Source organism: Lysinibacillus sp. NPDC056220 (assembly GCF_049315265.1).
Classification (GTDB): domain Bacteria; phylum Bacillota; class Bacilli; order Bacillales_A; family Planococcaceae; genus Lysinibacillus; species Lysinibacillus pinottii.
In genome coordinates, this window is the sequence record NZ_JBMOXD010000001.1 from 219,493 (window position 1) to 243,117 (window position 23,625).

Here is a 23,625-nt window from a genome sequence, read left to right on the forward strand (position 1 = left end):
ACTACGCAATGAAATCACCGCCAATCAGCGTTAAATCCATACTATAATTAGATTCTTTGAAGGTATGCCTCACACTTTCAACCATCATGAAATTAGCCACTGATAAGTCACCAACATACAAGAGTACTGCTACCTGACTACCACCACGTACAATTGGATTACCGAATACTTTATTAATGTGTAGCTTTCTCGATTTACGATTATAAAACTTAAGCATGCTTTCTGCTTTAGCCTTACCATTTACCCCTTCATCGAACTTATCTGTTAACTGAAGAACACCCCACTCGGTCATCCTGCTTTCACTTTCGGCCATGTAAGTAGCACGTTCACCTGTTTCTTTATTTTCACGTACTAACTTGATTTTGTTATACGTGTTTTCATCAATGGATGAAGTATATTCAAACGTTTCACCTGATTCTTCATCTATCAGTAAATCGGTTTGAAGCGCCTTAGCTTCACGTAAATTCAAAGCTCCAAAGTCATCATAGAGCACAAATAGCCTTTGAGTATTGAGAGTCGTTTCAGCCAAGGCATTAGACATAACCGTGAACAGTTCTTGATTATCTTCAACCATACAAGGTATTACATACTTTGTATCGTCTATAGTACCGGTCTTTAGCTTAAAGTCCTTTGCAATTATTTTAAGTACTTGAGCAGCTGTTTTATTCTCATACCTATAGGTATCTTTATTTTTAAAGTAGCGAAGTTGATCGTAACAAGTAACCGTAATGATTCTGTTATTCGAACGTTTCTTGGTAAAGACAAAACCTTTGAAAATCTTGTGTCCGTCATATTCGAAAGTAACTGCATCCCCCTCATGAAAGCTAAGCATACCATCCTTAATTACATTGAATGTCAGTTTTCCTGGAGTGCCTTTTCGATGTGTTTCCCACACTATACCTTCCTCTACGGCACATTCGTATAGTTGCGCCTTACTCATGATACAAAGTTTTGATTTAGCCAAGTTTTATCACCTGCCCTGGTTTAATTACGTTTGGATTGCTAATATTATTAATTTTTGCTATTTCGGTGTATTTAGAGCCATCACCTAAGTACTTCTTAGCAATAGCCCACAATGTTTCTCCTGCTTTAACAGTATGTGTTTTTGGGGTTTCTTTTCCTGTAGTTGGCCGCTTCTGCTCTACTACAGCTTTCGATGCGGTCTTTGCTGTACTTCCTGCATTATTAGCTTTTGTAGCTGGTTTCAAGTTGATTTTTTTATTGCCGTACTCCCTGTATTGCTTTAACTGGATTCGTACAATAACATCAAAGCCATTATCGGCTGATTCCTTAATCTCATAATCCTCAATTGATACAGTCATGTTTGTGTCAAATAATAAATTACCTGTAGGCAGCATACGATTTACGAGAAATCGAAAAGGTTTGTCAGAGATTTTTAATTTTTTTAGTTTACTAAGGTAAAATGAAGCTGGTTGAAAACCATTTGGATAAACAGCAAATGGGTAGTTGACGTTGGGCAGTAATACCTCAAAATCTATATTCGTTAGTCCTGTTTTTTTTATTACATTTACTTCTCCCTCATTCATTAACACTACTGTTTCGTTTCTGCCATTAATCTTCAAAGTGAGTTCGGAAGGTGCGATAGGAAACTGTAAGCCATCTAGAAAAAAATTATACATCTTCGATTGAACCCCCTTCTGCTAGCATTCCTGAAACTTCTTCAACACGTTGACCAAATCTATCAATAATGCCATCAATATCTAGTTCACTGCTAATTCGGTTTTCATTTTTCATATCTACTTTGATTTCTGCCGTCGTATAACGATTGATTGCTTCACGTTCAGCTATATCACGGAGATACTTTAAATCCTCATTCATTATTTTAATACCTTCCGTTGCCTTCTCAGTATTGTCCGCTGTTTTCTTACCTAACTCATTACCTTTATCGAGTTTGTCACCTAACGCTAGCGCATTTTCAATGTCATTTTTTATCTTATCACCTTTAATATTGCTGCTTTTTTCTTCACCTGATTGAAATAGATTGGCCCCCCAATTGTATCCTTTATCCCAAGACTTACTTAATTCTTTAAATTCCATTTTGGGCGCTTCCCAATAATCATCAGGAGCTTCGCCAACCCAGTTATCCAAAATTCCTCTAAGACCCTTTAGATCACTTGTAATGGACTCTCGGTGACTATACTCTGTACCCACTTTTAAACCTACGGAAGATGAAATATTCTCTGGTAATAGCTTCACAAACCAATTCCAAGCTTGTATCGCAAAGTTAACTGCGTCAACAATAGCATTAACAAAGCTTGTAGCAAATCCATCCCATCCACTAATCATTGAAATAATTAAATCTAACATATTAGTTGCTAGATTATAAAATAATTTCTTTACCGAATACATCGGGTTTTTCCATACATTCACAAAAAATTCCACATAAGAGGCCCACATATTCCACATATAGGCGATTACATTATATATCATTGATCCTAACACCATGAATGCCCCAGCTATTATTCCTGTAGCACTAACCGAGGTCCCAGCAAAATAATTGAAAGCGGCTACCGCTAAATAGAAAAGACCAATAAGAATTACAATGGCTATTACTAAAATAAATATAGGATTGGCTGCTATCGCTGCATTTAAGCCCCATGCTGCAGCTGTTGCGGCTGATGTTGCAGAGACACTCGTCCATGTAGTTGCCGTTAATAATCCAATCGCAAGCGTTCTTAGACCAGTCCAAATCGTACTGGCTATTTCTGCTGCTTTTACTAGTAGTAAAGCAGACTCGTATACCAACATTGCTGCTGCAACAGTACTTATTATAGGAACTATAAACGACCAACTATCTTTTAAACTTCCATCGGGTATAAAAAAACTCAATGTACTAGAGACAATTGAAGATAATTTCTCCATAGCAATAGCTGCATTTTGCACGAGCTCCTTAAAAAGATCGCTTTTTACAATCCCATCGAATATTCCCTCAAAAGCCAAACCAAGGACAGCTTTCCTTATCTCGGCCATAGAAATTTTACCACTACTTGCTATTTCTCGTATTTTCTCAATTAAAGCATTAAGGTAATTCGTAGTATTTTGGACACCATTTGACGTAGACTGAAATGCATTATTTAAATCCTGGCCTTGAAGGTTTCCACTTCCCATTGCTTGTGTTAAAGGTTGCTCGGTTGTTTGTAAACCATTGTTGATTAAATTTAACCCTGATGTGGTGTTATTTTCATTGGACAAGAGTACTCTCCCAACTACTTGAAAATCTAAATATTTACCTGCTATCTCCTTGAATTTAGTTAATAATCCACCAACTGCTGTAGTACCATCCCTAATATTGTTGCTAAAACTTTGTAGGGTGTGATCAGTTTTTCGAATTTCGATTTCAACTCTGTTAAATTGCTCAGCAGTTTTAGCTAATTCTCTTTGAGCTAGTTGAACACTAGAGATATCCATCATTTGCCCAGAAGCGGCATGCATAGCTTCCAACTGATTGACCATTCTGGAAACCATATTATGCATGGCTTTAATTGGTTTACTTAAACGATCATCAATTTGAATTGCCGTACGGATTGTAGCCATGAACTCTCACCTCTTTATAAAAAAAGCATCCTTTGAGAAGGATGCTTTTATGGCTATTGTTTAATAATTTAAACTTTAACTCTTCCTAAACTTAAGTAGAGCTATGTGTTTTCTATTGTTTCCAACTCAATTTTCCAGCATAGTTGAATTTGCAAGACTCCAAAATTGACATAAATTAAATAAATGATAGCCCTGTAGGCTAATTTGCTACTTATTAACGCTTTCTACCTTTTTTAGACCCTCGTTTTGCCTCGCGTTCTTGCTTCTTATCTTCCTCGATTTTAATCCGTAGAGACGCTATAATACAAGCTTTATCCGCCAAGGATAGCGATACATATTCAGACGGAAGACGACGCATTTTATGCACCCACCAATGCATTATATTAGCTTCACCATCACCGTCGTCTATTAGTTTTTTATTTCTTCAACCATATCCTCTAGTTCCGCTTGATACCCATTAACTTCCTGTGCTACCGCTGAGGCATCTGCAATTTCACCAATTGTCAGCATCTTACCAAGTAAAGCATCAGCCCCCATCACACCATAAGAATCCTGTAGCTCTTTATCGTTTAAATTAGGATATACAATAGATTCAATAGTTAATAAACGTTGGTATTTAAAATGATCAAAATCAGTATTATACTGCCCCTTACGCTTTCCTTGCATAATCATAGAACGCTTAGTAGATTCAGATTTTAATTCCTCGTCTCGTTCTGGCGAAATTGGCGCGAACTCCCATTCAATTGGATTCCCTTGTTCATCCACGAATTTCTTTGAAATAGCATGCTTAATGTTTTCATTTTGCTTTTTATTGTGTGCAAAAAATGCAGTTAAGTTTGACATAATTAATCACCATATCCTTTTTATTTATATTTAAAAGAGCCCACATCATGATCTCTCGTTTTATAGCATTTCTTGTAATGTTGTAAATTCTTCTGGCATATCCCAATCCTCGAAGGTGAAATCAATAGAATCCTCTAAGTACTCCGCATCTGCATCTAATGCAGCGATGATACCTCCATCCATATTACAATCAACCAGAATCGTTGTTTGACGACCTACCGACGCTGACCCATCTTCGTTAGTCACTTGGATATCAAAATAAATATCCTGCCCAGTGTCTTTGTATCGCTTTAATAACTTACGGAATATTGACGTATTAAAGTGGAATGTAGCACTGCCTGTATATTCTGCTCCAGTAGCCTTATTACCTTTAGCTACACGCCCCATAATAGGAACTTGCGTTTTAGTTTTATCCATACGAGCTTCTAAATTAATTAATTGAGCAAATAAATAACGACTTCCTTCAACCGTCACGTATGCTCGACCTTGAGCACCATGAATGGCATTGCGAGCATGCATTGTAGCATCCGCAAAATACTGTAAATTCATTGGAATTAATGTTTTGTTTGATTTCATCTGTTTGCCCTCCCTTTATGCTACTGTTGTTGTAATGTAAAGTTGTGACATCGCAACCGTAGGAATCACGACTTCATTTACTACAACAGCTTTCTTTGAATTACCTTGTGCTACCGTTAGTTCATCCTTGTTGTAATTTTGGATAGCTCGAATACGTTGCATTTCCATTCGATGACTACCAATGTCATTCCATAAGGAAATGCGACCATCTTGATCATTTGGCACCTGACCTAAATAACGAGTATTAAATAATTGAGCTGTATCAATCGCAAGCTGATCAAGTACACGAATGACTTGATTCAAGCTGAAGTCCTCGTTCTTATCATCCGAAAATGAAGTAAAGGTATTCACATCTTCAAGTACACGAATTTCATCACCAACACGATGTAACAAATATTTGCCAGCCTTTAATAAAGTTGAGAGATGTGACTGTGTCTTTGTTTCAGACATATCAAGTGTAAATTCACCCTCGTATTTTTTATTAGTATTTGATTTATTGACAGCTACCCCAGCTTGAGCACCAGACACCCAATATACGGCACCAAATACTTCTTCTTCCGGTCCGATAGTATCGTTTTGTACATCAATAATACCTTCATGGTTAGTACTGCCAAGTTTATGACCTACAAGTTGGAATTTACCACCGATTTGGTCACGAATACGCTTTGTATATTCAACATACAGCGATTTAATTGAACCTTCGGAGGACAAGCAGCCTAGAATATTGAACCCGTATGCTTCTAAAGCGTCTAGTGCCTCTTGATGTGCACCTCCAGTAATAGCTAAGCCATTGGATCCTCCAGCTAATGCTGTACCAGCTGTAACAGCTAGAGGTGCATTCGGTTTAAACACGACAAAATCATTGGCGATTAAGTCTGTAGCAGTCGCTACTGCCATTTGCTCGTCTACTAACACATTAGCAAGTAATGTTTTAACATCGAATTTCGATGGCTCATCAACATTTGCCTGAATGACAATCGTAATATCATTCCCTCGAGCACCTTTGTACTTAGCTGTTGCAAAATCATTTGTCGCTGCCTCTGCATCCACCGCAAGTTTGTAAAAATAAACCGTGACCGCATTTTTAAATACATCACGGATACCTTTCATTTTTGAGTCCATATATTCATAACCAAAAATTTTGCGTGAATCCTTTCGTAAATCCTCTTGTGTTACAGCAAATACTTCACCATCGACGCCCCAGTCAAGTGCAATTGGCAAACCAACATAACCACGATTGCTTAGATTTACAAATGCACGAGTAGCGCTAATAAAATTGTGATATTTTCCTGGTAATACTTTGTTTTGTGATAAAAATACTCCTCCACCTAACGCCATATTAATTACCTCCCTTATCGAATTTCTTTAGTATTTCATCCACTTGAGCGAATGAATAAGTTTTACTTGAATCTAGTAATGCGTTTAATGCATCACGGCGATATAAATATTTTTGACTTTTTAAAAGTTGATCTTTTGTAAATTCAGGTAATTTTGAAATAATTACGTTTTTGCTTTCCTTCAACTCAACCTTCTTCTGAATTGCTTTTGTCAACTGAAACCACCTCTTCTTTGTGCATATAATGATCTAATGACCCCATAAAAGTATTTTCTTCATTTTCTTGTAAGAAGAAATTAAATTGAATAAAATTATTGCCAATGCCTTCAATAATTTCGCTAGTTGCTCCGGTACCAAGCAGTAGTGAACCATTTAACAGCGTTATTTCTTTTATTACTTGTTGAACCTTCAAAGTCATATTAGCCGCCTCAGATATGCCATTTTCAGGGAAGTACTTTACATTAAACTTTGCTGTTACTTTCCATCGACCACCTATTTGTCGGATATGCTCTAAGCTCAAAAACTGAATTAAAAAAGCAGGCGTATGAAACTCCTGCGGCACTTCATCTATATATTTTTTATATTCCGCTCCGAAAGCTTCGTGAAGCTTAATAGATAAAGCATTTTGAATATCATAAATTTCCATCCAAAGCCTCCTTCAACAAGTTCGTTAGTAAATATGAGCTCAGGTGTTTTGATTATTTAAGCTTCAGCTCATCCAATCGATCCAACCTTGATTTGTGAATCGGTTTTTCTTCTCCAACTAAAAAACGCCTTCCCTTATACCGAATAGGAAAGCGTCATTTTACTTTTACTTGAATGTGAACCATTTCGCATAGTCTCCTTTGCAATTGATTGCTTAGAATACGTTTTGTTCCTATGGAACTGATGAGATGTCTATAGCTACTACCCTTGCCCACTTAGCTTTGTTTTACAAATCTTTCAACTGAAACCACTCCCTCTTTTGCCTGTTATATTCCTGGAGATCCGATAACTAATCTCTAAAAAATAAAACAGCTTATTTATGCCTCACCCAAGCTTATGGGACATATTGATCGGTCGACGGTCTCACTCTTGTTAATTTATGATGTTATAAATTTCAAAAGGGGAAATCCTTACCTCGTCGTCCTACTTCCAAGTTTACACTATCAGTTACTTAAAATGATATATTTGGAACGTTTGGAACATCTGTCACACTTGGAACATTTGGCAATTAAAAAAATCTTACCAAGCAATTCTTCTACCTTTAGATTTAATCAAGAACTTTTGGAGGTATAGAATCTTCTATTTGTTTTAGAATTCCCTTGTGTTTTAATATGTATTTTTGTCTAGTAAAGCTTTGTACTCGCACTTCAGTGAATACGAGTATTAAACAACCGATACGAAATGGATTTCTTGAGCAAATTATTTAAAGGATTATAAAAAAAGAAGTAACCCTTAGGTTACTTCAGCATCATATCTAAAATTCTTTCACGCACACGTTGTACACTAGTATGACTCATATTCAGATTTGCTCCAATCCAGCGAAATGGCATACCCTCTAGTAACCAGAAAAGGACTTCCAGTTCAAGGTCGCCTGTAACCTTGTCAGCTAAATTTTGAACTAATAGTAGCTCATCTTTAATCTTGTTTATACGCTCCTCACGTAAAGCCCTCATCTGAACATGTGCATGAACTGGGTCACTCGCTCTTCCAATAGCTTTTGGCATTGCTGCCTCAAAGCCATACTTGGTTGTAGAAGCCACAGCTGTCAATGATTCTAATTCTTCCTTCATTCTCATGTACTTACGCATATTGTCATTGTACTTTTTAATTGCCTTGTCTAGTTGGTAACGATTTAGTGGTATTTTCTCTATTATCATAGCTTTGCCCTCCTATGTATCTTTTCAATTCTCTCTGCTCTATCATTCCGTCATTAACCGTTAAGTACTTACCCTTGTGCTAAATAAATATCAACCACCCATCCTCAAAATCCCCTTTTGGTTTTTAAGTGCTAGTTCATCCTTGACCACCAAACTTACGAAATTACATTTATTAGCAATGGCTCACATTTTTATTTGCCAAGCATTTCTAAAACTTTTTGTCTCTCGGCCTCAAAATCTATCGCGCTGTTATTAGATTCAGTAGATGGTATTAGGTGCTCTACTTTATCATTACGCTTATCAAACCATTCTGGCACTATTTCTCTTCGGCCAAGAGACTTTTGATAAGAATAAGGGAAGGATTGCTGTCTCTTGTTTATCTCCCTTTGTTCCTTAGCCTTTAGTTGCCCATCATTCGTTATTAAATCTGTTCGCCAGTTTACTAAAATACGCTCTATATACTGAATTGGTTTGTTTGGTTGCTGTAGCACCGCAATTTTCATAGCCTCATAAACAAGGACTGGATTATTTTCACATGCCATATGTTCTATACATTCGCAAATATAACTAGAAGCTTTTTGGATGTTTTCATCATAGAATTTAGTTAAAAAAATTAATTGTTCGTTAGTGACTGTCGACTGACTATCTTCACACTCTGCTGTTTCTTTTTCTTTTTCTTTTATTTTTTCTTGTTGTTTTTCTTCTTCCCTACAGTCTTTAGAAGGTCTATCGATAGGGTATGGATAGGGTATCGAATCTTTATTATTACTATCATTAGACTCTTTTTGCTCATTCAGCTTATTTAACCATATACATACGGTATCGATACTGTATCCTAACTGTTCTAATGAAGTAACATAGCCCCTAACAAAAGGGATATGTTTAACGGCAAGAAGCTCTTTTTCGATACATTTTTTGACTTTAGGAGAATTGATAAAGTTGTATTTCGCCCAGTTAATCAACATGATTTCCTTTGTTAATTCGTTGTAAGAGATTTTCCCGTATTCAAAGAATCTTTGTAATAATTTTTGTACAGTTTCACGGTTATAGCCGGTATGCATTTCTATGACTCTATATGGTAATTCGTAAATGCCACATTGAGTTGTGTTACCGTTTGTCATCAAATATAGATAGAAGTATTTCTCCTCTGGTGTAAGATCTAATACAAAGCCATCATCCCAAAATGTTGTGTGTACATGCCTAAATTTAGCCATTTGCGTTCGCCCCTCATTCGTATAAGTAATTCATTGATGTCTAGCTCGTATAAAATGCTTTTTTTAGTTTTTGTATTACTCAAATGATCCACCTTGTCCAAAAGCTTATTAGAAAAGTAAGACTGCCCCGTTTGAAGGGATACCGAGTTTATTTCTCATAAAATCCATATTCATTGACAATATTTATTCTAACGACCTACATTGAATTGAGACTGGTCCTTATTCTAAAGAATAATTATTTCAGTCATATTAGTTAGCGCTAACTCCGTACAAGTCCGGGGCTTGTTATTACTCATTCAACAATTGGAACGTTTAAATTATGATGGTTAAAAGCTTGCAATGGATTGATATATAAATTTTCTTTTGGTCTCCTTACAAACACAACATTTAGTTGTCTTGTTACGTAAAAAAATTTGGGATGGTTCCATTTCAAATAGTTCAGAAATTGCTAATGCTACTTCTAAAGAAGGTGTGCGTACTCCTTGCTCAATCATTCCATAATAGCTTTCACTAATAGTAATACCTATTGATTTATCAAGTTTTTCCACAACATTTTTCTGTGACCAATTATTTTGTTTTCTAGCCTTTATAAGTATTAACCGACGATTTGTTGTTTTCAAAATCGCACCCCCAACTTTTTGTTGTCTTAATAATACCCAACAAAAAGTTGTCAGTCAAACAAAAACTAGATTTTTTGTTGTTTTTTATTTTTAATTGGCTATAAACCCAACAAATTGTTGTATAATTAAACTATATATTTAAGTGAGGTGTAATCATGTCATGTCTAATGTATCGCAAAGGCTTAAAGAGTTAAGGAAAGAAGCTAAATTAACGCAAGCAGATGTTGCCAAATTCTTAAGTATTTCGGAAAGTGCGTACGGTTATTATGAACAAGGCCGCAACGAAATTTCCATAGGAAGTGTTCAAAAGTTAGCAGAAAAATACGATGTAAGTGTAGCGTATATATTATGTGAAACAGATGAAAAACAACCTTTTGATAAAGACGAGGCAGCTTTTCATGCATTTGCGAACGATCCAGAGTTGCAGGTTTTTTATAAAGAGCTTCCTAAATCAGATGAAGAAACCGTTCGTCGTTTACGTGATATTTGGGAAATTATCAAACATGAAAAGAAATAAGATGTATGTTTTTAGCCCTTCTTCCTAGAAGTGGGGTTTTATTATAAAATAAATAAGAACATACGTTTCATTACATAGAGTTTGGGGATGATTTTATGTCAAATACTACATACACTGAAGATTTTATTGAAAGCCTTTATACGAAAATAGGAATTTTATTACCACATCAGCTAGATGTTAATGAAATTGCATGCAGGCTAGGTATTTTACTATATTTCTGGGATAATCCTAGTCAAGTTTTGTTTTTGGGTGGAAGAGCTTATATTTTTTTAAATCAAGACCTATCACCTAAACAGCTGTGGCAGGATTTTTGCCATGAGCTTTGTCATGTTTTATTACATTGTGGCAGCCAGGAGAAAATGCCCTATTCATGGATTGAGTATCAAGAGTGGAAGGCTAATAATTTTATGGTACAAGCATGTGTACCAACATTTATGTTAAATAACATAACCTTACCAGGAAATGAGGATAAAGCCATTCAATTAATTCAAGAGCTATTCAATGTTGAATGGGACCTCGCTTATAAAAGATTAGAACAATATAAAAACAATAAATTTATACATGAATTAGATGCTAACACTCTAAAAATGTATGGAAATAATAATCATACGATCTAGGATGATTATTTCGATAGACGGCTACTTTCCAATTAGGAAGGAAAATTTTTTGCATTAATGAAACCAGCCTAACTTTGCTTCATTGTGTATACCGAAGCATCGGAAACTTGACCAGTATTTTATGATTGGATATTAGTCTAAAAATGGAGGGGGCCCATTTAATAGTCCCCTCTCCTCTATCCCCCACACATCTCCACTTAGGACGAATTTTTTTTTCAAAAGAGTCATAAAAGGTTAGAAGGTACATTGTTCTAATGATTATTTCCTACTTAAATTAGGCATACAATTGCTGCCAATCGAATAGAAACCTATATAGAAAACATTTTGTTATGGGAAAAATAAAGTGGGGTGTGAAAGGATGCTTAAAGTAAATGATGCAAAAGAAATGGTACTTGGAATTGTGCAAGATGACCCATTGTTTGTTGCGCTACAGCATACGCCTTTAGAGGAGAGCCTATACAATGATGAATATTTGGCAGACATCGATGAAACAAATCACTATACGATAGCAGAAATCGCTGGCTGGTTTGATATTACAGATGCCATGCTTCGCTACTATTTGAAACCGTTTGAACAGTACATTTTTGACAATGCTACACCGAATGTAAATGGTAATATTCGCTTAGATTTGCCAGCTATATTAAGGCTAAGAATGATTTTATTATTAAAGGATGAATATCGTGTGAAGGGTATAAAATTATTGCTTGGTATTGATGATAATGGTCAACTGTTAAAGCATCAAATTACAGCTACGACCATGGATTCCGGAGATTTATCTCATAAAATTGATGTTCTTGGGAATGTCCTACAGCAAATGATTCAAACAGGACTCTTTCAGATTTTGCCGAATGAGAAGCATGGGACGTTACAAGTTAACATTAATCAGGAATTTCTTGCAGAGAATATTCAACGATTATCCTCCGATTCTACTCTTCAGTTTGAGGAAATTCAAAAAGAAACAGCAGAACTAAAAGAGGAGAATGAAAATCTCCAGCAACAGATTACCGAGCTGCAAGAAAATAGTGTCAAGGACATTGTGCAAAAAATTAGAGAGCGTCATATCGAAAATGAAATCGTTTCTACTTTACGTACGGAAGCATTACAGCAATTTTCAATGAACAACCAAGTTAGTTTTTTCAAAAGGATGTTCAGATCTTCTCAAATTGACATGGAAAAAGAACAATTTGTTTTAAATTATATTTCAACGCATTTAGAAGAACGCTTGGAAGTTGCGTTGAGCGAATATTATGAAAAATAATCCAAATTTATTAGAACATGAATGAGACTAATTAAAAAGTCACAATCATGTTCTTTTTTAACGAGGAAATTACCTATTCTCAATCTGATCTCCTAATTCTATATGAGACCTAGATGGCTATTCCATACATATAGTTAGCGACTGCTTTTTTGTCTAAAATGGGCATTGTATTTTCCTGCGGTGCAAAAACTTATTAATAATGATTACTCGCTTGCAAAAAAGTCCGTTAACAGCCTCAAGACTGCTAACGGACTTTTTATAGAGATAAATGAACTCTTTCATCATCTATTTTACATAGCTGTGGTCCATATAGTGTTCTTATAATAAAGCCCCTTTCTTTATTTTCCACATAATCATTCAATAAAAAAGCTCCTAATCCAGGAATCTCTATTTGAGCATCAATAGTAATGTGTGAGCTTACTAAAAGATTACTAATTTCATGTAACAATTTCTCATCGATAACTTCGAGACAAATAAGTAAATCTAAATCACTCGTTGTAGTGGTTACCTGAATACCAGTTGCTAGCTCAAAGCCGACACTCCCAGTTGGCCCCCATTTTATTTTATAAGAATCAAATTTATAACGAATTTCCTTTAATAATGAATAAAAACGATTGTTCTTAAAAAAATCTAATCGGGTTATTAATGAGCAGGGTGTTGTAATGTCTAAAATATATTGCTGATTAATTGACGTACCAAATCTTTCATGTCTAGCATTTCCTCGTAATCCAATCGGTACTAATTGATTCATAATTGGTGCTCTGCGAACAACGCCGTAAGAGGTTGACTCAATAGACCGTGTTACCCATGCTGGAATTGCTGTGTGGTCATTAAGTTGATGTATATCTGTGAACTTAAGAATATCGTGAACATTTATTTCCATTGACTATCAATCATTTCACGTACTTTAATAGATGCCTGACGTCCAGATGAGGTAGCAATTTCAGAATGGAGTCGATTAGCTAGACTCGTACTAGGTTTAGCTATAATATCCTCATGAGCATTTTGTATCTCTGTTAGCACCAACTCAATATCTTCCTTATTAGGCTGTGTTGCATTAGTTCCATCAATAAGCTGATGTATTGCGCCAAGCTTGTAAAAGGACTGAATATCATACGCCATGGAAGGGACATCTTTAGATAATTCATCAAGCTCTTCAACAGTTCTTTGAGTAATAAGTGCAGCAGATTTTTTTGACATGACATGTACATTCACACCTTCATCATTTAGCGCTAATAGGCGATTTGCCTGCATACCATGTGCTAAAAATGCACCAGATATAGCGTTACCAACTAACACCGCTACGATGGGATGACCGACTATGCGAGCTGAAGCGTATGCATTCACGGCTGCTGAACACGCTAAATAGATACCTAACAGCTCCTCATGATAGCCAAACGCCTGACTTGGAACATCGACAATTGGTACAATCAATCTCTTGTCTTGTTCTTCATGATCCTCTTCAATAGCTTCATATATATATTTTGCTATTGCCCACCCCTCAAGTAATCCAACTTCACCATTTCGAGCGCGATAGTATGGATTATCGGGATTTGGTACAACTGTTAAAAAACGTGCCCTTTTCCCCTGTACTTCACCATCAGCAACGAGAACAGAAGGTATTTCACTTATAGAAGGAGCAGTATTCGTTAAAGCATTAAACCAGCTTCGCCCACGGCTAGCTACAGTTATTTTAGGCTGTGATAATGGTTTATCAGCTACTTTGTCGTATGTTTTAAAAAAACTAATAGCTTGTTTAGGTAGAATTTTTTCTTCTATTTCTATAGCTTTATAGAAGGTTAAAAACTCATTATATTTTTTGATACGATTTTTGCATTCTACTTTCCCGTTCCATATGTCTTTAATGGCTTGCTGGAAATTTGGCACATCGTCCTCAACAATTACATCTGCTAGGCCTGTTTCTTTTCGTATTTCGCCACCAATCATCTGCCAAATTAACTGCTTATTTTTTGCATCTAGCTCCCTGACTCCTGCCTCTTGTTCAACAACTTCAGGTCCATTCATTCCTAAACGTCCCTCACGTGTCATAATAAGTGCACTACATAAACCAGCAGTTAATGACATACCCCCAAACGATCCAATTTTCCCTGGGATAATTCCGATTACTGGAACATGTTCGCGAAGCTCTACAATTGCCGAGCTGATTTCAGCAATTGATAATAGGCCATAGTTTGCTTCTTGTAATCGGACACCACCTGTATCATAAATAATAATTGGATAAATCAGCTGTCCATTTTTACATTCAGATAAAATTTTCTCCAATGTTCCAGCTAGCTTTGCACCTGACACTTCACCAATACCACCACCCTGGAAGCTTCCCTCAATTGCAATAACAACTGCTTGTTTATCACCTAGCTTTCCTTTCACTATAATCATCCCATCATCATATTGAGGTACAATATTTTGTGCAGTTAAATGAGGCGATTCAAATCGATCAAAAGGTCCTAAAATCTCGTATCCAGAATCTAAAATTAAAAAGGCACGCTCTCTTGCATAGCTCTCTACTAAACTAGTCATTAGTGGCTTAAGCATTTTTGCTCACCTCCAGCGCTTGAGCTAATCGGATAGACACGACACCTGGAGTTGCCCCAAAGTCGTTGATGGTAATATGTGCGGAGACATCATTTTGACTAAAAAAACGTTCAATGACTTGCCTCCATGTTTCGCTATATCCTGTAATTCCTGTTCTTATTTCTACTACCGTTTCTTGACCATTCGTTGGTTCTACTAGAACCTCTAAATCCCCTGACCCCACAACCCCAACATGCACACGATTCTCTAACACTTTAGATGCCGGGAATGAATAAATTAACTTTTCCATAAAAACACCCCTTTTGTGTTTAATGAGTTGCTAGTAATTTCTCCTTCAATAAACTATTCCATTTTTTGATTTTAAACAGATAGATGGTTGCTGCTAATAAATCTGCACTACCTCCTGGTGATAGATTGCGATCTATAAAACTTTGGTTCATCTTTTCGAGCTCCAATAAATTAGCAGATTCTAATATTTGTTTTGCCTGTTCTTTTGCATAATTTAATCCTTCTAATCCCCCTCGATGAAGAAGGCATGTATCATCTAAATGAGCTATAAGTGAAAGTAATGAAAAATGCTTAGCCTGTTCATAATTCATTTTACGCATGGAAGCCTCCAACACAGGTAAGCTATATTGTCGAATATGTGGGAATGCCAACTGAGCCTCTACCCTAGCACCGTTAACACCAAACTTATGAATAACCTTCATCCCATTCGACATATTTTTAGGTATATATCGATCCTCATAGCGAGCAATTTCTCCAGCAGTAAAACAAATAGATTCTTCATCCGCCATACCATCATAAATTGCTGCTGCCGCAGTAATTAACCCCAATGACCAAATAGCTCCCTTATGGGTGTTTATACCACCAGTAAATTGAAACATCATTTTTTCACCTTTACGCCCTATTGCCCCAATTTGTTCACGTAATGCTTGAGAGGGTCCATCATTGAAAGCAGCCATGGCCATTTCATAAAATGTATGTCGTAAACATTGTGCGGAGCCAATCATCAACTCTAACGTTAAATCTTGATGAGCACCTTGATCCCATCCATCTACAAGTCCAGGTTTAGGAGTCAATGTGACTTCTTCAATAAGAGATGAAACAGCCATTTGAGCTAGTGTTTTGGCTAAATATTGTTTATCAACCCCAACCATAGGTCACCCCCGTAAATTACCAACTTTTAAATTTTGCTGGAGGTGTATATAAGCCTCCTGACCATTGCACAAGTTCATCTATATTTTTGGCAGCTAATAAAGAGCGTTTAGCGTCTGCTCTTCTAATTCCTAAATCCTCTGGCATTGCTATTAATCCCTTTTCTCGTAATTGCTTCGATAATTTCGGATTATATTTCATCCCAATAGGTGTTACACCTGCAATGGCAGCAATCATTTCACGTTTTTCTGCTGGGCTATCTGTTTTATATAAGTAAGCAATACCTTCCTCTGTTACCACATGTGTGACATCTTCTCCATAAATCATGACAGGGGCGACAGCTAATTTTGCTTGATCTTTTACAGAAATAGCATCTAGTGACTCAACAAATACTGGTGTATTAGCATCCTGAAATGTTTCAGCAACTTGTACAACTAGCTTCTTCCCTCTTGCAAGAGAATTTTCGGATGTTATCATATTTTTCCAAGCCTCTGTCGAGTGACGTCTCCCTCCCGGATCGTGCCCCATATTTGGTGCTCCACCATATCCAGCAACTCGGCCTTTTGTTACTGTTGAAGAGTTCCCTAATCCATCCATTTGTAAGGTTGACCCAATAAATAAATCGACCGCATACTGACCAGCTAATTGAGCCAATGTTCGATTGGAACGTAGACTGCCATCTCTACCTGTGAAAAAAACATCTCGCCTTGATTCTACGTATTTCTCCATCCCTAGCTCCCCACCGAAGCAATGAACACTTTCCACCCAACCTGATTCAATGGCAGGAATGAGCGTAGGATGAGGATTCAGCACCCAATTTTTACATATTTTACCTTTCAATCCTAATTTCTCGCCATATGTTGGTAATAGTAGCTCTATAGCAGCTGTATTAAAGCCAATGCCATGATTTAATGATTGCACACCATGCTTCTCATAAATTCCGCGGATTACCATCATTGCTTGTAAAATTTGAATATCTGTAATATGTCTTGGGTCACGGGTAAATAAAGGTTCTAATTCATACTCTTTATCTGCAACGACGATAAAGTCGATCCATGAGCCTGGGATATCAACACGAGGTAGCTCATCTACTATTTCATTCACTTGTGCAATGACAATACCGTCTCGAAACGCTGCCGCTTCTACTAAAGTGGGCGTTTCCTCAGTATTAGGTCCCGTGAAAAGATTACCAAACCGATCCGCTTTATCTGCCGCTACTAATGCAACGGAAGGAATTAAATCAATAAATAATCGACCATACAATTCCACATACGTATGAAGATCTCCTAATTCTATTTTTCCGTCCTCTATCATTTGTGCAATTCTTAAGCTTTGTGGTCCAGCAAAAGAAAAGTCTATTTTTTTAGCAATTCCATCTTCAAAAATATCAAGATGCTCTGGACGAGAAATACTAGACAGAATCATGTGTAAATCATGTACTTTTAAAGGGTTGACCTGCGCTAATGCTTGTGATAAAAATGAAGCTTGTTTTTGGTTATTTCCCTCTAGTACAACACGATCACCGGGCTTAATGAGACACTCTAGCGCATCAACAATACGATTCGTTGGTATGACTACTCCATCTACTAAATCTTTCACACTACTTAATTTTTCCTTTTTTGCATCCAATCGTGTTGTCCAAGATTTCCTTGTTATACTTTCATGAATTAACACCATGCCATACACCCCTTGTACGTTTTTACGTTAATTTTTTAATAGAAATAAACAGTCCTCAATTCCATTTTTACTGATGGATATAGACCTGGCATCCGGAAATGCACTTGTTGCTAACTTAGTTAAAATGTCACCTGGCGGCATTTCAATGAATAGCCTAGTTCCGTTTTCATATAAAATACTTGTCGCATCATGCCATCGAACGGGATGACAAATACTTATCGCTAAATCCTGTTTAATAGCCTCTGCGGTTTTTAACAAACGTGCATTTACATTGCTAGCAATCGGAATTTTCGGTCTTTTCAGTTCAATCTTATTGAGTTCATCAAGCAATCGTTGGCTAACATTTTGAAAAAGAGGACAATGAGACGGAGTCGAAACATTCAATAATTTAGCGGACTTAGCCCCATGTGCACTTGCATAATGAATTACCTTTTCCAGACCACTCAAAGAGCCAGATATCGTGATTTGATAAGGAGTATTTCGATTAGAAACATACACTGGTTCATGTTCAAGTGAAAACTTATTTGTGATTTCTAGAAGATCTTGCTCATTCATTCCTAGAACAACACCCATTCCAAATCCTTCGCTACATGTTTGCTCCATTAATTCTCCCCGCAATGTCACCAGCTTTAATGCTTCTTCAAAAGTTAAAGTCCCTGCCGCGGTGGCAGCTCCAAAAGCACCAACCGAATGACCAGCCAAAAATGAAGGAATTAACCCTTTCATTTCAAATAGCTTATAAGTGGCTACAGAGGAAATTAATAAACACTGTTGAACTGCCTTTGTCTTTGAGAGTGCTTCTTTGCTGTGTAATGTTGATATTGTTTGCTGTAAAATATCACTACTTTGCTCTAGCATATCTTTCACGTAGCACTCTTTAGGAAGATAATCTAACATTCCTTCAAACTGCGAGCCCTGCCCAGGAAATAAAAAAGCGCTTCGCAAAATTATCACTCCTTACAAAATTTGTCGACGAATATTGAAAATTACATCTTCTGTATGTTTTCTTAAAATCGAAATCAATTCATCTAGTTGATTGTCCTTTAAAAGCTCATAAATTTTACGGTGCTCTTTTCGTGATTTCTCAATTGTGTCATTAATAGAAAAATGAATACCTTGTATACGCAATAATGGTAAACTTATTTTGCTATAGACACCTTCAATTACTGTACTCTCACTAAATTTAATAAGTGTAAAGTGAAAGGCATAGTTTAAATGAGTATATTCCATTTGATTGGAACACTTTTCCATATCTTTAACAATTTTTTTCATTTCATTAAGTAATGTTTTCTTTTTTTGAGGCTCATGAATTCTCTGTGCTGCTAATATCTCTAAGTTATTTCGTATATCTAACAAATCTTGTACCTCTGTAAGTGTGTAACCTTTAATAAATGCACCTTTACGAGGTACTCTCTCAATAAGGCCCTCTGTAGAAAGTAAATAAATAGCTTCACGAATAGGAGATCGACTAGTATTAAACATTTCAGCATAGGAGCTTTCTACTATTTGATCACCTGGCTTCAGTTCACCATTTAAAATCTGATCCATAATTTTTTGTGCCACTGTCCGCGATAAAGCGTTATCCAATAAATCTGTAAAGTACTCCATCCAACCACTTCCTTATGTAAAAATCTAGTCGTACAGTCGACTGTATACCAAAACAATACTACATACCTTTCATGTTTTCAATCGAAAAAACAATAATATTCTACTTATCACTATTTTTCTAGTTGATTTATTATGGAGGATAAATTATGATATTTTCAGAATACAGTCGACCGAATATTTTAAATATTAGGTCAAATCATTTCACAAAGGGGTGCAGGGAAAATGGTAATCTATGGAGTTGCTATCTTAGCAGGGTGTTATTTAGTGGGAACAATTGTCGGGGAATTTATTGGAGCTCTAATGGGAATTGATTCAAATGTAGGCGGGGTTGGAGTAGCAATGCTGTTATTAATCATTATTGTTGATAAGTTAGTAAAAGCCGGAAAAATTAGCAAACCTGCTAAGGATGGCTTAAGCTTTTGGAACGCTATGTATATTCCTGTCGTAATTGCTATGGCTGCAAGTCAAAATGTGCTAGGTGCATTAACAGGAGGTCCATTAGCAATAATTGCAGGGGTCGCTGTGGTAATTATTAGTTGGATTTGTGTTCCCCTACTAAGTGGAAAGCAAGAGCCAATGGTAGAAGTGGATAAGCAAATAGTGGGAGGTGAAGTGGATGCATGAAATAATTAGAAATATTTTAACGAATAATGGATTAATTACTGCATTCGTAATTGTTGGTTTCACCATGTGGGTCGCTTACTTCATTTCAAATAAGTTAACAAAGGGACTCATTCATGGCTCAGCCATTGCCATCGTGCTAGGTTTAATTTTAGCTTATATTGGTGGGGTTTCAACCGGTGGAACAAAAGGCCTTTCCGATGTTAGCTTCCTTGCTGGTATTGGCTTCTTAGGCGGTAGTATGCTCCGAGATTTTGCTATTGTTGCTACCTCTTTTGGCGCCAATTTCGATGAAATAAAAAAAGCAGGACTTCGAGGCGTACTCTCCTTATTTATTGGTGTCATACTATCTTTTGTAATTGGCGTTATTTTTGCAGTTAGTTTCGGCTATAGGGATGCGGTAAGTATTGCAACTATTGGTGCTGGCACTGTTACATATATTGTAGGACCTGTCACAGGAGCCGCATTAGGTGCAAGCTCTGAAGTCATGGCCATTAGTATTGCTGCAGGTTTGGTAAAGTCTGTACTAGTAATGGTAGGAACACCTTTTGTTGCAAAGTCTATTGGATTAAATAACCCTGTCACTGCTATGGTATATGGTGGGCTAATGGGTACTACGTCGGGTGTAGCAGGAGGATTAGCCGCAACAAATCCTAAACTAGTACCTTATGGGGCAGTTACTGCGACTTTCTATACAGGCCTAGGATGCTTACTTGCACCTACTCTTCTTTATTTATTAACAGCTATGATTTTTTAATAAATATATCAAAAGCGCAAGAATCAACTTAAAATACTTTTGATTTCTTGCGCTTCGACAAGCATTATCTGATTTTTGACTAGAAAGATTGTACTGTCATGCTTATCCCATCTTGTTTCCACCAAATACATATGACACATTAGAGTAGTCACTTTCGAATCATTATTGAATAAGATTTTGTAAGATAAGTGCAGGTAGAATCAATATCTATTCATAGATTTTTTATCATGCGATACCTCTTTCTCGTTTTAAGCATTGGCCACTACATTGCCTAAAAATCGTAATAATCGGAAATGCAACGTGACCATTTCTTCTACCGTTAAATTCTCATTGCCCTTCTCTAACCATTCTTGAATGACTCCTAAAATTGCAGATGCTATAAAGGCTTGTAAATATTGCTGAAATTCGGGGTCCCTCACTTCCTCGCGAACCGCCGACAATCTGTCCAAAATATGATTGCCAAATATGGTTTTCATTTTTTGTGTAAAGCTAGGACTTCCCTGTTCACCTAATAACATACGAAAGGCAGGTGCATGATCTTTGATGCAGGTAATGACCTTGATGAACGGTTGATAAAGTTGTCCCATTTTTAAAGTTTGAAAAGCATCCACTGGTTGTACATGCTTCACATAGCGTTCCAATTCCATCAAAAGTTCCTGCTGCAAATCCTCCATCACTTTATATTTATCAGAATAATGTAAGTAAAAGGTGCCTCGATTAATTTGAGCGGTTAGTGCTAAATTTTTTACTGTCACACGTTCAAAGCCGACCTCCTCCACTTGCTGGATCAATGCCGTTTTAATCGCTAGTTTTGTTTCAAAATTCATCTTGTCATGTACGGACAATGCGCTTCCCTCCATTTACTTAACACATACTGGCAAACTGTTTATTGTATTTGCTCACATGCTACCTTAAAATTTTTATCAAATCAACATTGTGTTCAGTGAAGGAGTGAATTTTATATGGTAAACCATGCCATCTCCATCAATGCCCTTGAAAAAAGTTTTCATCATAAGCAGGTCATTGCCCCCCTATCTTTAAATATCCCTAAGGGGCAATTAATGGGATTGCTTGGTCCATCAGGCTGTGGAAAAACAACGTTAATTAAAATGATAATGGGTATGCTAAAACCTGATAACGGCGCTATTGAAGTATTAGATTTGGTTGTACCTCATCAACAATTATTGAAAGATATCGGCTATATGGCACAATCAGATGCTCTTTATACAGATTTAACGGGGGAGGAAAATTTACATTTCTTCGCTAAGCTCTATCCCTTATCCAGAGCAGAACGAATGGAGCGTGTAGCCTATGCTGCCAATCTTGTCCGTCTAACCGATGATTTACAGCTTAAGGTGGAGAATTATTCTGGCGGAATGAAACGAAGATTATCCTTAGCAATTGCCCTTATTCAAGATCCTAAGCTATTGATTTTAGATGAACCAACAGTAGGTATTGATCCTGTCCTCAAAAAAGAAATTTGGCAAGAGCTCATTCGTTTAAAAGAACAAAAACATAAAACCATTTTAGTAACGACCCATGCAATGGATGAGGCAGAAAGATGTGATCAATTAGCTATGCTGAGAAATGGTCGGATTATTGCCCAGGGTACACCTCAGGCATTAAAGGAACATTACCAAGCAAAAGATTTTGACGAAGTATTTTTATTGGCTGGAGGGGACGGACTATGAGAATTGCTGCAATGGTAACAAGAATCATCCAACAAATGAAACGAGATAAACGGACACTTGCATTATTGTTCTTAGCCCCACTGCTTGTACTGTCATTAATGTACTTTATTTTTAATAGTAACGAAGCTACGATCACATTAGTTGTCTCCGATGCCCCCACGCCCATCATAGAGAAACTAAAAAATGCGGATTTTTCTATTATTGAAGATGATAATTTTACAAAAAAACAACTTCAGGATAATGAGTATGATGGATGGCTAGCAATAGAGCCAAATAGTAGTAAATTAACTTTATTAAATGCTGATCCTTCCCAGTCAAAGGCTTTAACCATGCAGCTTGCACAAATTTTACAGCCATCTCAAGCCTCAACAATGGGAAGCTTGAAAACAGACTATGTGTATGGTGATGAGGATACTGCCATTTTTGATATTTTTAGTCCCATGCTCATTGGTTTCTTTATCTTTTTCTTTGTTTTTTTAATTACTGGCATTGCCCTGTTAAAGGAGCGCACCTCTGGAACTTTGGAACGTTTACTCGCAACACCCATTAAGCGTTCCGAAGTTGTAGCAGGTTATATGATTGGCTATGGTCTATTTGCCTTTCTACAAACGATTATTATCGTGTTGTTTGGCATATATGTACTTGATATTGTCCATGTAGGCTCAATCTGGCTTGTTTTACTTATTAATATGGTAGTCGCTCTTGTATCCTTATCATTAGGTGCGCTATTATCGAGCTTTGCCGCTTCTGAATTTCAAATGATGCAATTTATACCATTAATTATTGTTCCACAAGTATTTTTTTCGGGCATTTTCCCACTTGAGAATATGGCTGAATGGCTTCAAAACATCGGCCGAATCATGCCACTTTACTATGCAGCAGACGCATTGAATGGCGTTATGTATAAAGGTTATACTTTCCCTGATATTATCCTGAATCTCAGCATACTTGCTTGTTTCGCTATTGTTTTTATTACGTTAAATATTATCAGTTTTAAAAAATATCGTTCGTTATAATGAAATATTAAAGTTCTGCTTTATTAGTAGAACTTTTTTATTGCGAGTAAATTAATAGCTAAATACAGGAAAATTATCCAATTTTATTGGAGTGAAAGACCAAATTTCTTTATAATAATTTTATAATCATAATTATCCAAAGAATA

General features: G+C 36.5%; 27 protein-coding genes. 7 read left to right on the forward strand and 20 right to left on the reverse strand.

Going from position 1 to position 23,625, the window contains the following annotated elements:
- Window position 1: 1 nt before the first annotated feature.
- The 12 genes from ACOZBY_RS01045 to ACOZBY_RS01100 all read right to left on the reverse strand — a co-directional run bounded on the left by ACOZBY_RS01045 (window position 2) and on the right by ACOZBY_RS01100 (window position 10,006).
- Window positions 2-964 carry an XkdQ/YqbQ family protein gene (locus ACOZBY_RS01045; RefSeq protein WP_139015321.1) on the reverse strand — a complete coding sequence of 321 codons (963 nt, stop codon included), beginning with the start codon at window positions 962-964 and terminating at the stop codon, window positions 2-4.
- Window positions 957-1,640: a LysM peptidoglycan-binding domain-containing protein gene (locus tag ACOZBY_RS01050; protein ID WP_036161043.1), complete on the reverse strand. Its 684-nt coding sequence runs from the start codon at window positions 1,638-1,640 to the stop codon at window positions 957-959. Before ACOZBY_RS01050 ends, ACOZBY_RS01045 begins: the two co-directional genes overlap by 8 nt.
- Window positions 1,633-3,555 carry a phage tail tape measure protein gene (locus tag ACOZBY_RS01055; RefSeq protein ID WP_422761282.1) on the reverse strand — a complete coding sequence of 641 codons (1,923 nt, stop codon included), beginning with the start codon at window positions 3,553-3,555 and terminating at the stop codon, window positions 1,633-1,635. The genes ACOZBY_RS01050 and ACOZBY_RS01055 overlap by 8 nt, the downstream gene beginning before the upstream one ends.
- 214 nt (window positions 3,556-3,769) lie before the next feature.
- The gene (locus tag ACOZBY_RS01060) at window positions 3,770-3,934 is read right to left on the reverse strand and encodes a hypothetical protein (protein ID WP_008174525.1); all 165 of its coding nucleotides are present in this window, start codon (window positions 3,932-3,934) and stop codon (window positions 3,770-3,772) included.
- Between the two features lie 29 nt (window positions 3,935-3,963).
- Entirely contained in the window at window positions 3,964-4,398 is a 435-nt protein-coding gene (locus ACOZBY_RS01065; protein ID WP_012293473.1) for a phage tail assembly chaperone, read from the reverse strand.
- A 60-nt stretch (window positions 4,399-4,458) separates the two neighbouring features.
- Entirely contained in the window at window positions 4,459-4,974 is a 516-nt protein-coding gene (locus tag ACOZBY_RS01070; protein WP_012293472.1) for a phage tail tube protein, read from the reverse strand.
- A 15-nt stretch (window positions 4,975-4,989) separates the two neighbouring features.
- Window positions 4,990-6,312, reverse strand: a complete 1,323-nt coding sequence (locus ACOZBY_RS01075) for a phage tail sheath family protein (RefSeq protein ID WP_036167574.1) — start codon at window positions 6,310-6,312, stop codon at window positions 4,990-4,992.
- 1 nt (window position 6,313) lies between these two features.
- Window positions 6,314-6,526 carry a hypothetical protein gene (locus tag ACOZBY_RS01080; protein ID WP_230586134.1) on the reverse strand — a complete coding sequence of 71 codons (213 nt, stop codon included), beginning with the start codon at window positions 6,524-6,526 and terminating at the stop codon, window positions 6,314-6,316.
- Window positions 6,498-6,956 (reverse strand): phage tail terminator family protein, encoded by a 459-nt coding sequence (locus tag ACOZBY_RS01085; protein ID WP_036167571.1) that lies wholly within the window; start codon window positions 6,954-6,956, stop codon window positions 6,498-6,500. The genes ACOZBY_RS01080 and ACOZBY_RS01085 overlap by 29 nt, the downstream gene beginning before the upstream one ends.
- 796 nt (window positions 6,957-7,752) lie before the next feature.
- Entirely contained in the window at window positions 7,753-8,172 is a 420-nt protein-coding gene (locus ACOZBY_RS01090; RefSeq protein WP_230586133.1) for a hypothetical protein, read from the reverse strand.
- A 191-nt stretch (window positions 8,173-8,363) separates the two neighbouring features.
- A complete protein-coding gene (locus ACOZBY_RS01095; RefSeq protein WP_422761286.1) occupies window positions 8,364-9,386 on the reverse strand; it encodes a DnaD domain protein in 1,023 nt (340 codons plus the stop codon).
- Window positions 9,387-9,712: 326 nt separating this feature from the next.
- The gene (locus ACOZBY_RS01100; protein WP_031419160.1) at window positions 9,713-10,006 is read right to left on the reverse strand and encodes a helix-turn-helix transcriptional regulator; all 294 of its coding nucleotides are present in this window, start codon (window positions 10,004-10,006) and stop codon (window positions 9,713-9,715) included.
- A gap of 160 nt (window positions 10,007-10,166) precedes the next feature.
- On the opposite strand from ACOZBY_RS01100, the gene ACOZBY_RS01105 reads away from it, so the two are divergent.
- The 3 genes from ACOZBY_RS01105 to ACOZBY_RS01115 all read left to right on the forward strand — a co-directional run bounded on the left by ACOZBY_RS01105 (window position 10,167) and on the right by ACOZBY_RS01115 (window position 12,398).
- Window positions 10,167-10,523, forward strand: a complete 357-nt coding sequence (locus tag ACOZBY_RS01105) for a helix-turn-helix domain-containing protein (protein WP_012293465.1) — start codon at window positions 10,167-10,169, stop codon at window positions 10,521-10,523.
- 95 nt (window positions 10,524-10,618) lie between these two features.
- Window positions 10,619-11,140: an ImmA/IrrE family metallo-endopeptidase gene (locus tag ACOZBY_RS01110; protein WP_031419157.1), complete on the forward strand. Its 522-nt coding sequence runs from the start codon at window positions 10,619-10,621 to the stop codon at window positions 11,138-11,140.
- Window positions 11,141-11,498: 358 nt separating this feature from the next.
- On the forward strand, window positions 11,499-12,398 hold the full coding sequence (locus ACOZBY_RS01115; protein ID WP_012293463.1) for a hypothetical protein: 900 nt from the start codon (window positions 11,499-11,501) through the stop codon (window positions 12,396-12,398).
- A 256-nt stretch (window positions 12,399-12,654) separates the two neighbouring features.
- Here ACOZBY_RS01115 and ACOZBY_RS01120 read toward each other — a convergent pair whose 3' ends face one another.
- Genes ACOZBY_RS01120 through ACOZBY_RS01150 form a run of 7 tightly spaced genes read right to left on the reverse strand, consistent with a single transcriptional unit; the run spans window position 12,655 to window position 19,394 of the window.
- Window positions 12,655-13,281, reverse strand: coding sequence for a malonate decarboxylase holo-ACP synthase (locus tag ACOZBY_RS01120; RefSeq protein ID WP_422761289.1), 627 nt, complete (start codon window positions 13,279-13,281; stop codon window positions 12,655-12,657).
- Entirely contained in the window at window positions 13,272-14,951 is a 1,680-nt protein-coding gene (gene mdcD / locus ACOZBY_RS01125) for a biotin-independent malonate decarboxylase subunit beta (RefSeq protein WP_422761291.1), read from the reverse strand. The genes ACOZBY_RS01120 and mdcD overlap by 10 nt, the downstream gene beginning before the upstream one ends.
- Window positions 14,944-15,240, reverse strand: coding sequence for a malonate decarboxylase subunit delta (locus ACOZBY_RS01130; RefSeq protein ID WP_198694646.1), 297 nt, complete (start codon window positions 15,238-15,240; stop codon window positions 14,944-14,946). Before ACOZBY_RS01130 ends, mdcD begins: the two co-directional genes overlap by 8 nt.
- Before the next feature lie 19 nt (window positions 15,241-15,259).
- The gene (locus ACOZBY_RS01135) at window positions 15,260-16,111 is read right to left on the reverse strand and encodes a triphosphoribosyl-dephospho-CoA synthase (RefSeq protein ID WP_099805092.1); all 852 of its coding nucleotides are present in this window, start codon (window positions 16,109-16,111) and stop codon (window positions 15,260-15,262) included.
- A gap of 16 nt (window positions 16,112-16,127) precedes the next feature.
- The gene (gene mdcA / locus ACOZBY_RS01140) at window positions 16,128-17,786 is read right to left on the reverse strand and encodes a malonate decarboxylase subunit alpha (RefSeq protein ID WP_197149352.1); all 1,659 of its coding nucleotides are present in this window, start codon (window positions 17,784-17,786) and stop codon (window positions 16,128-16,130) included.
- Between the two features lie 27 nt (window positions 17,787-17,813).
- The gene (locus ACOZBY_RS01145) at window positions 17,814-18,740 is read right to left on the reverse strand and encodes a malonate decarboxylase subunit epsilon (protein WP_422761294.1); all 927 of its coding nucleotides are present in this window, start codon (window positions 18,738-18,740) and stop codon (window positions 17,814-17,816) included.
- A gap of 3 nt (window positions 18,741-18,743) precedes the next feature.
- On the reverse strand, window positions 18,744-19,394 hold the full coding sequence (locus ACOZBY_RS01150; RefSeq protein ID WP_099805089.1) for a GntR family transcriptional regulator: 651 nt from the start codon (window positions 19,392-19,394) through the stop codon (window positions 18,744-18,746).
- A 222-nt stretch (window positions 19,395-19,616) separates the two neighbouring features.
- Here ACOZBY_RS01150 and madL point away from each other — a divergent pair, with 222 nt between their 5' ends.
- Window positions 19,617-20,018, forward strand: a complete 402-nt coding sequence (gene madL, locus ACOZBY_RS01155; RefSeq protein WP_099805088.1) for a malonate transporter subunit MadL — start codon at window positions 19,617-19,619, stop codon at window positions 20,016-20,018.
- Window positions 20,011-20,772: a malonate transporter subunit MadM gene (gene madM, locus ACOZBY_RS01160; RefSeq protein WP_099805087.1), complete on the forward strand. Its 762-nt coding sequence runs from the start codon at window positions 20,011-20,013 to the stop codon at window positions 20,770-20,772. The genes madL and madM overlap by 8 nt, the downstream gene beginning before the upstream one ends.
- A 248-nt stretch (window positions 20,773-21,020) precedes the next feature.
- On the opposite strand, the gene ACOZBY_RS01165 is transcribed toward madM, so the two are convergent.
- Entirely contained in the window at window positions 21,021-21,617 is a 597-nt protein-coding gene (locus tag ACOZBY_RS01165; protein WP_099805086.1) for a TetR/AcrR family transcriptional regulator, read from the reverse strand.
- 117 nt (window positions 21,618-21,734) lie between these two features.
- Between ACOZBY_RS01165 and ACOZBY_RS01170 the strand changes: the two genes are divergently transcribed.
- The gene (locus ACOZBY_RS01170; RefSeq protein ID WP_036167564.1) at window positions 21,735-22,463 is read left to right on the forward strand and encodes an ABC transporter ATP-binding protein; all 729 of its coding nucleotides are present in this window, start codon (window positions 21,735-21,737) and stop codon (window positions 22,461-22,463) included.
- Window positions 22,460-23,479 carry an ABC transporter permease gene (locus tag ACOZBY_RS01175; RefSeq protein WP_422761297.1) on the forward strand — a complete coding sequence of 340 codons (1,020 nt, stop codon included), beginning with the start codon at window positions 22,460-22,462 and terminating at the stop codon, window positions 23,477-23,479. Before ACOZBY_RS01170 ends, ACOZBY_RS01175 begins: the two co-directional genes overlap by 4 nt.
- The last annotated feature ends 146 nt before the right edge of the window (window positions 23,480-23,625 follow it).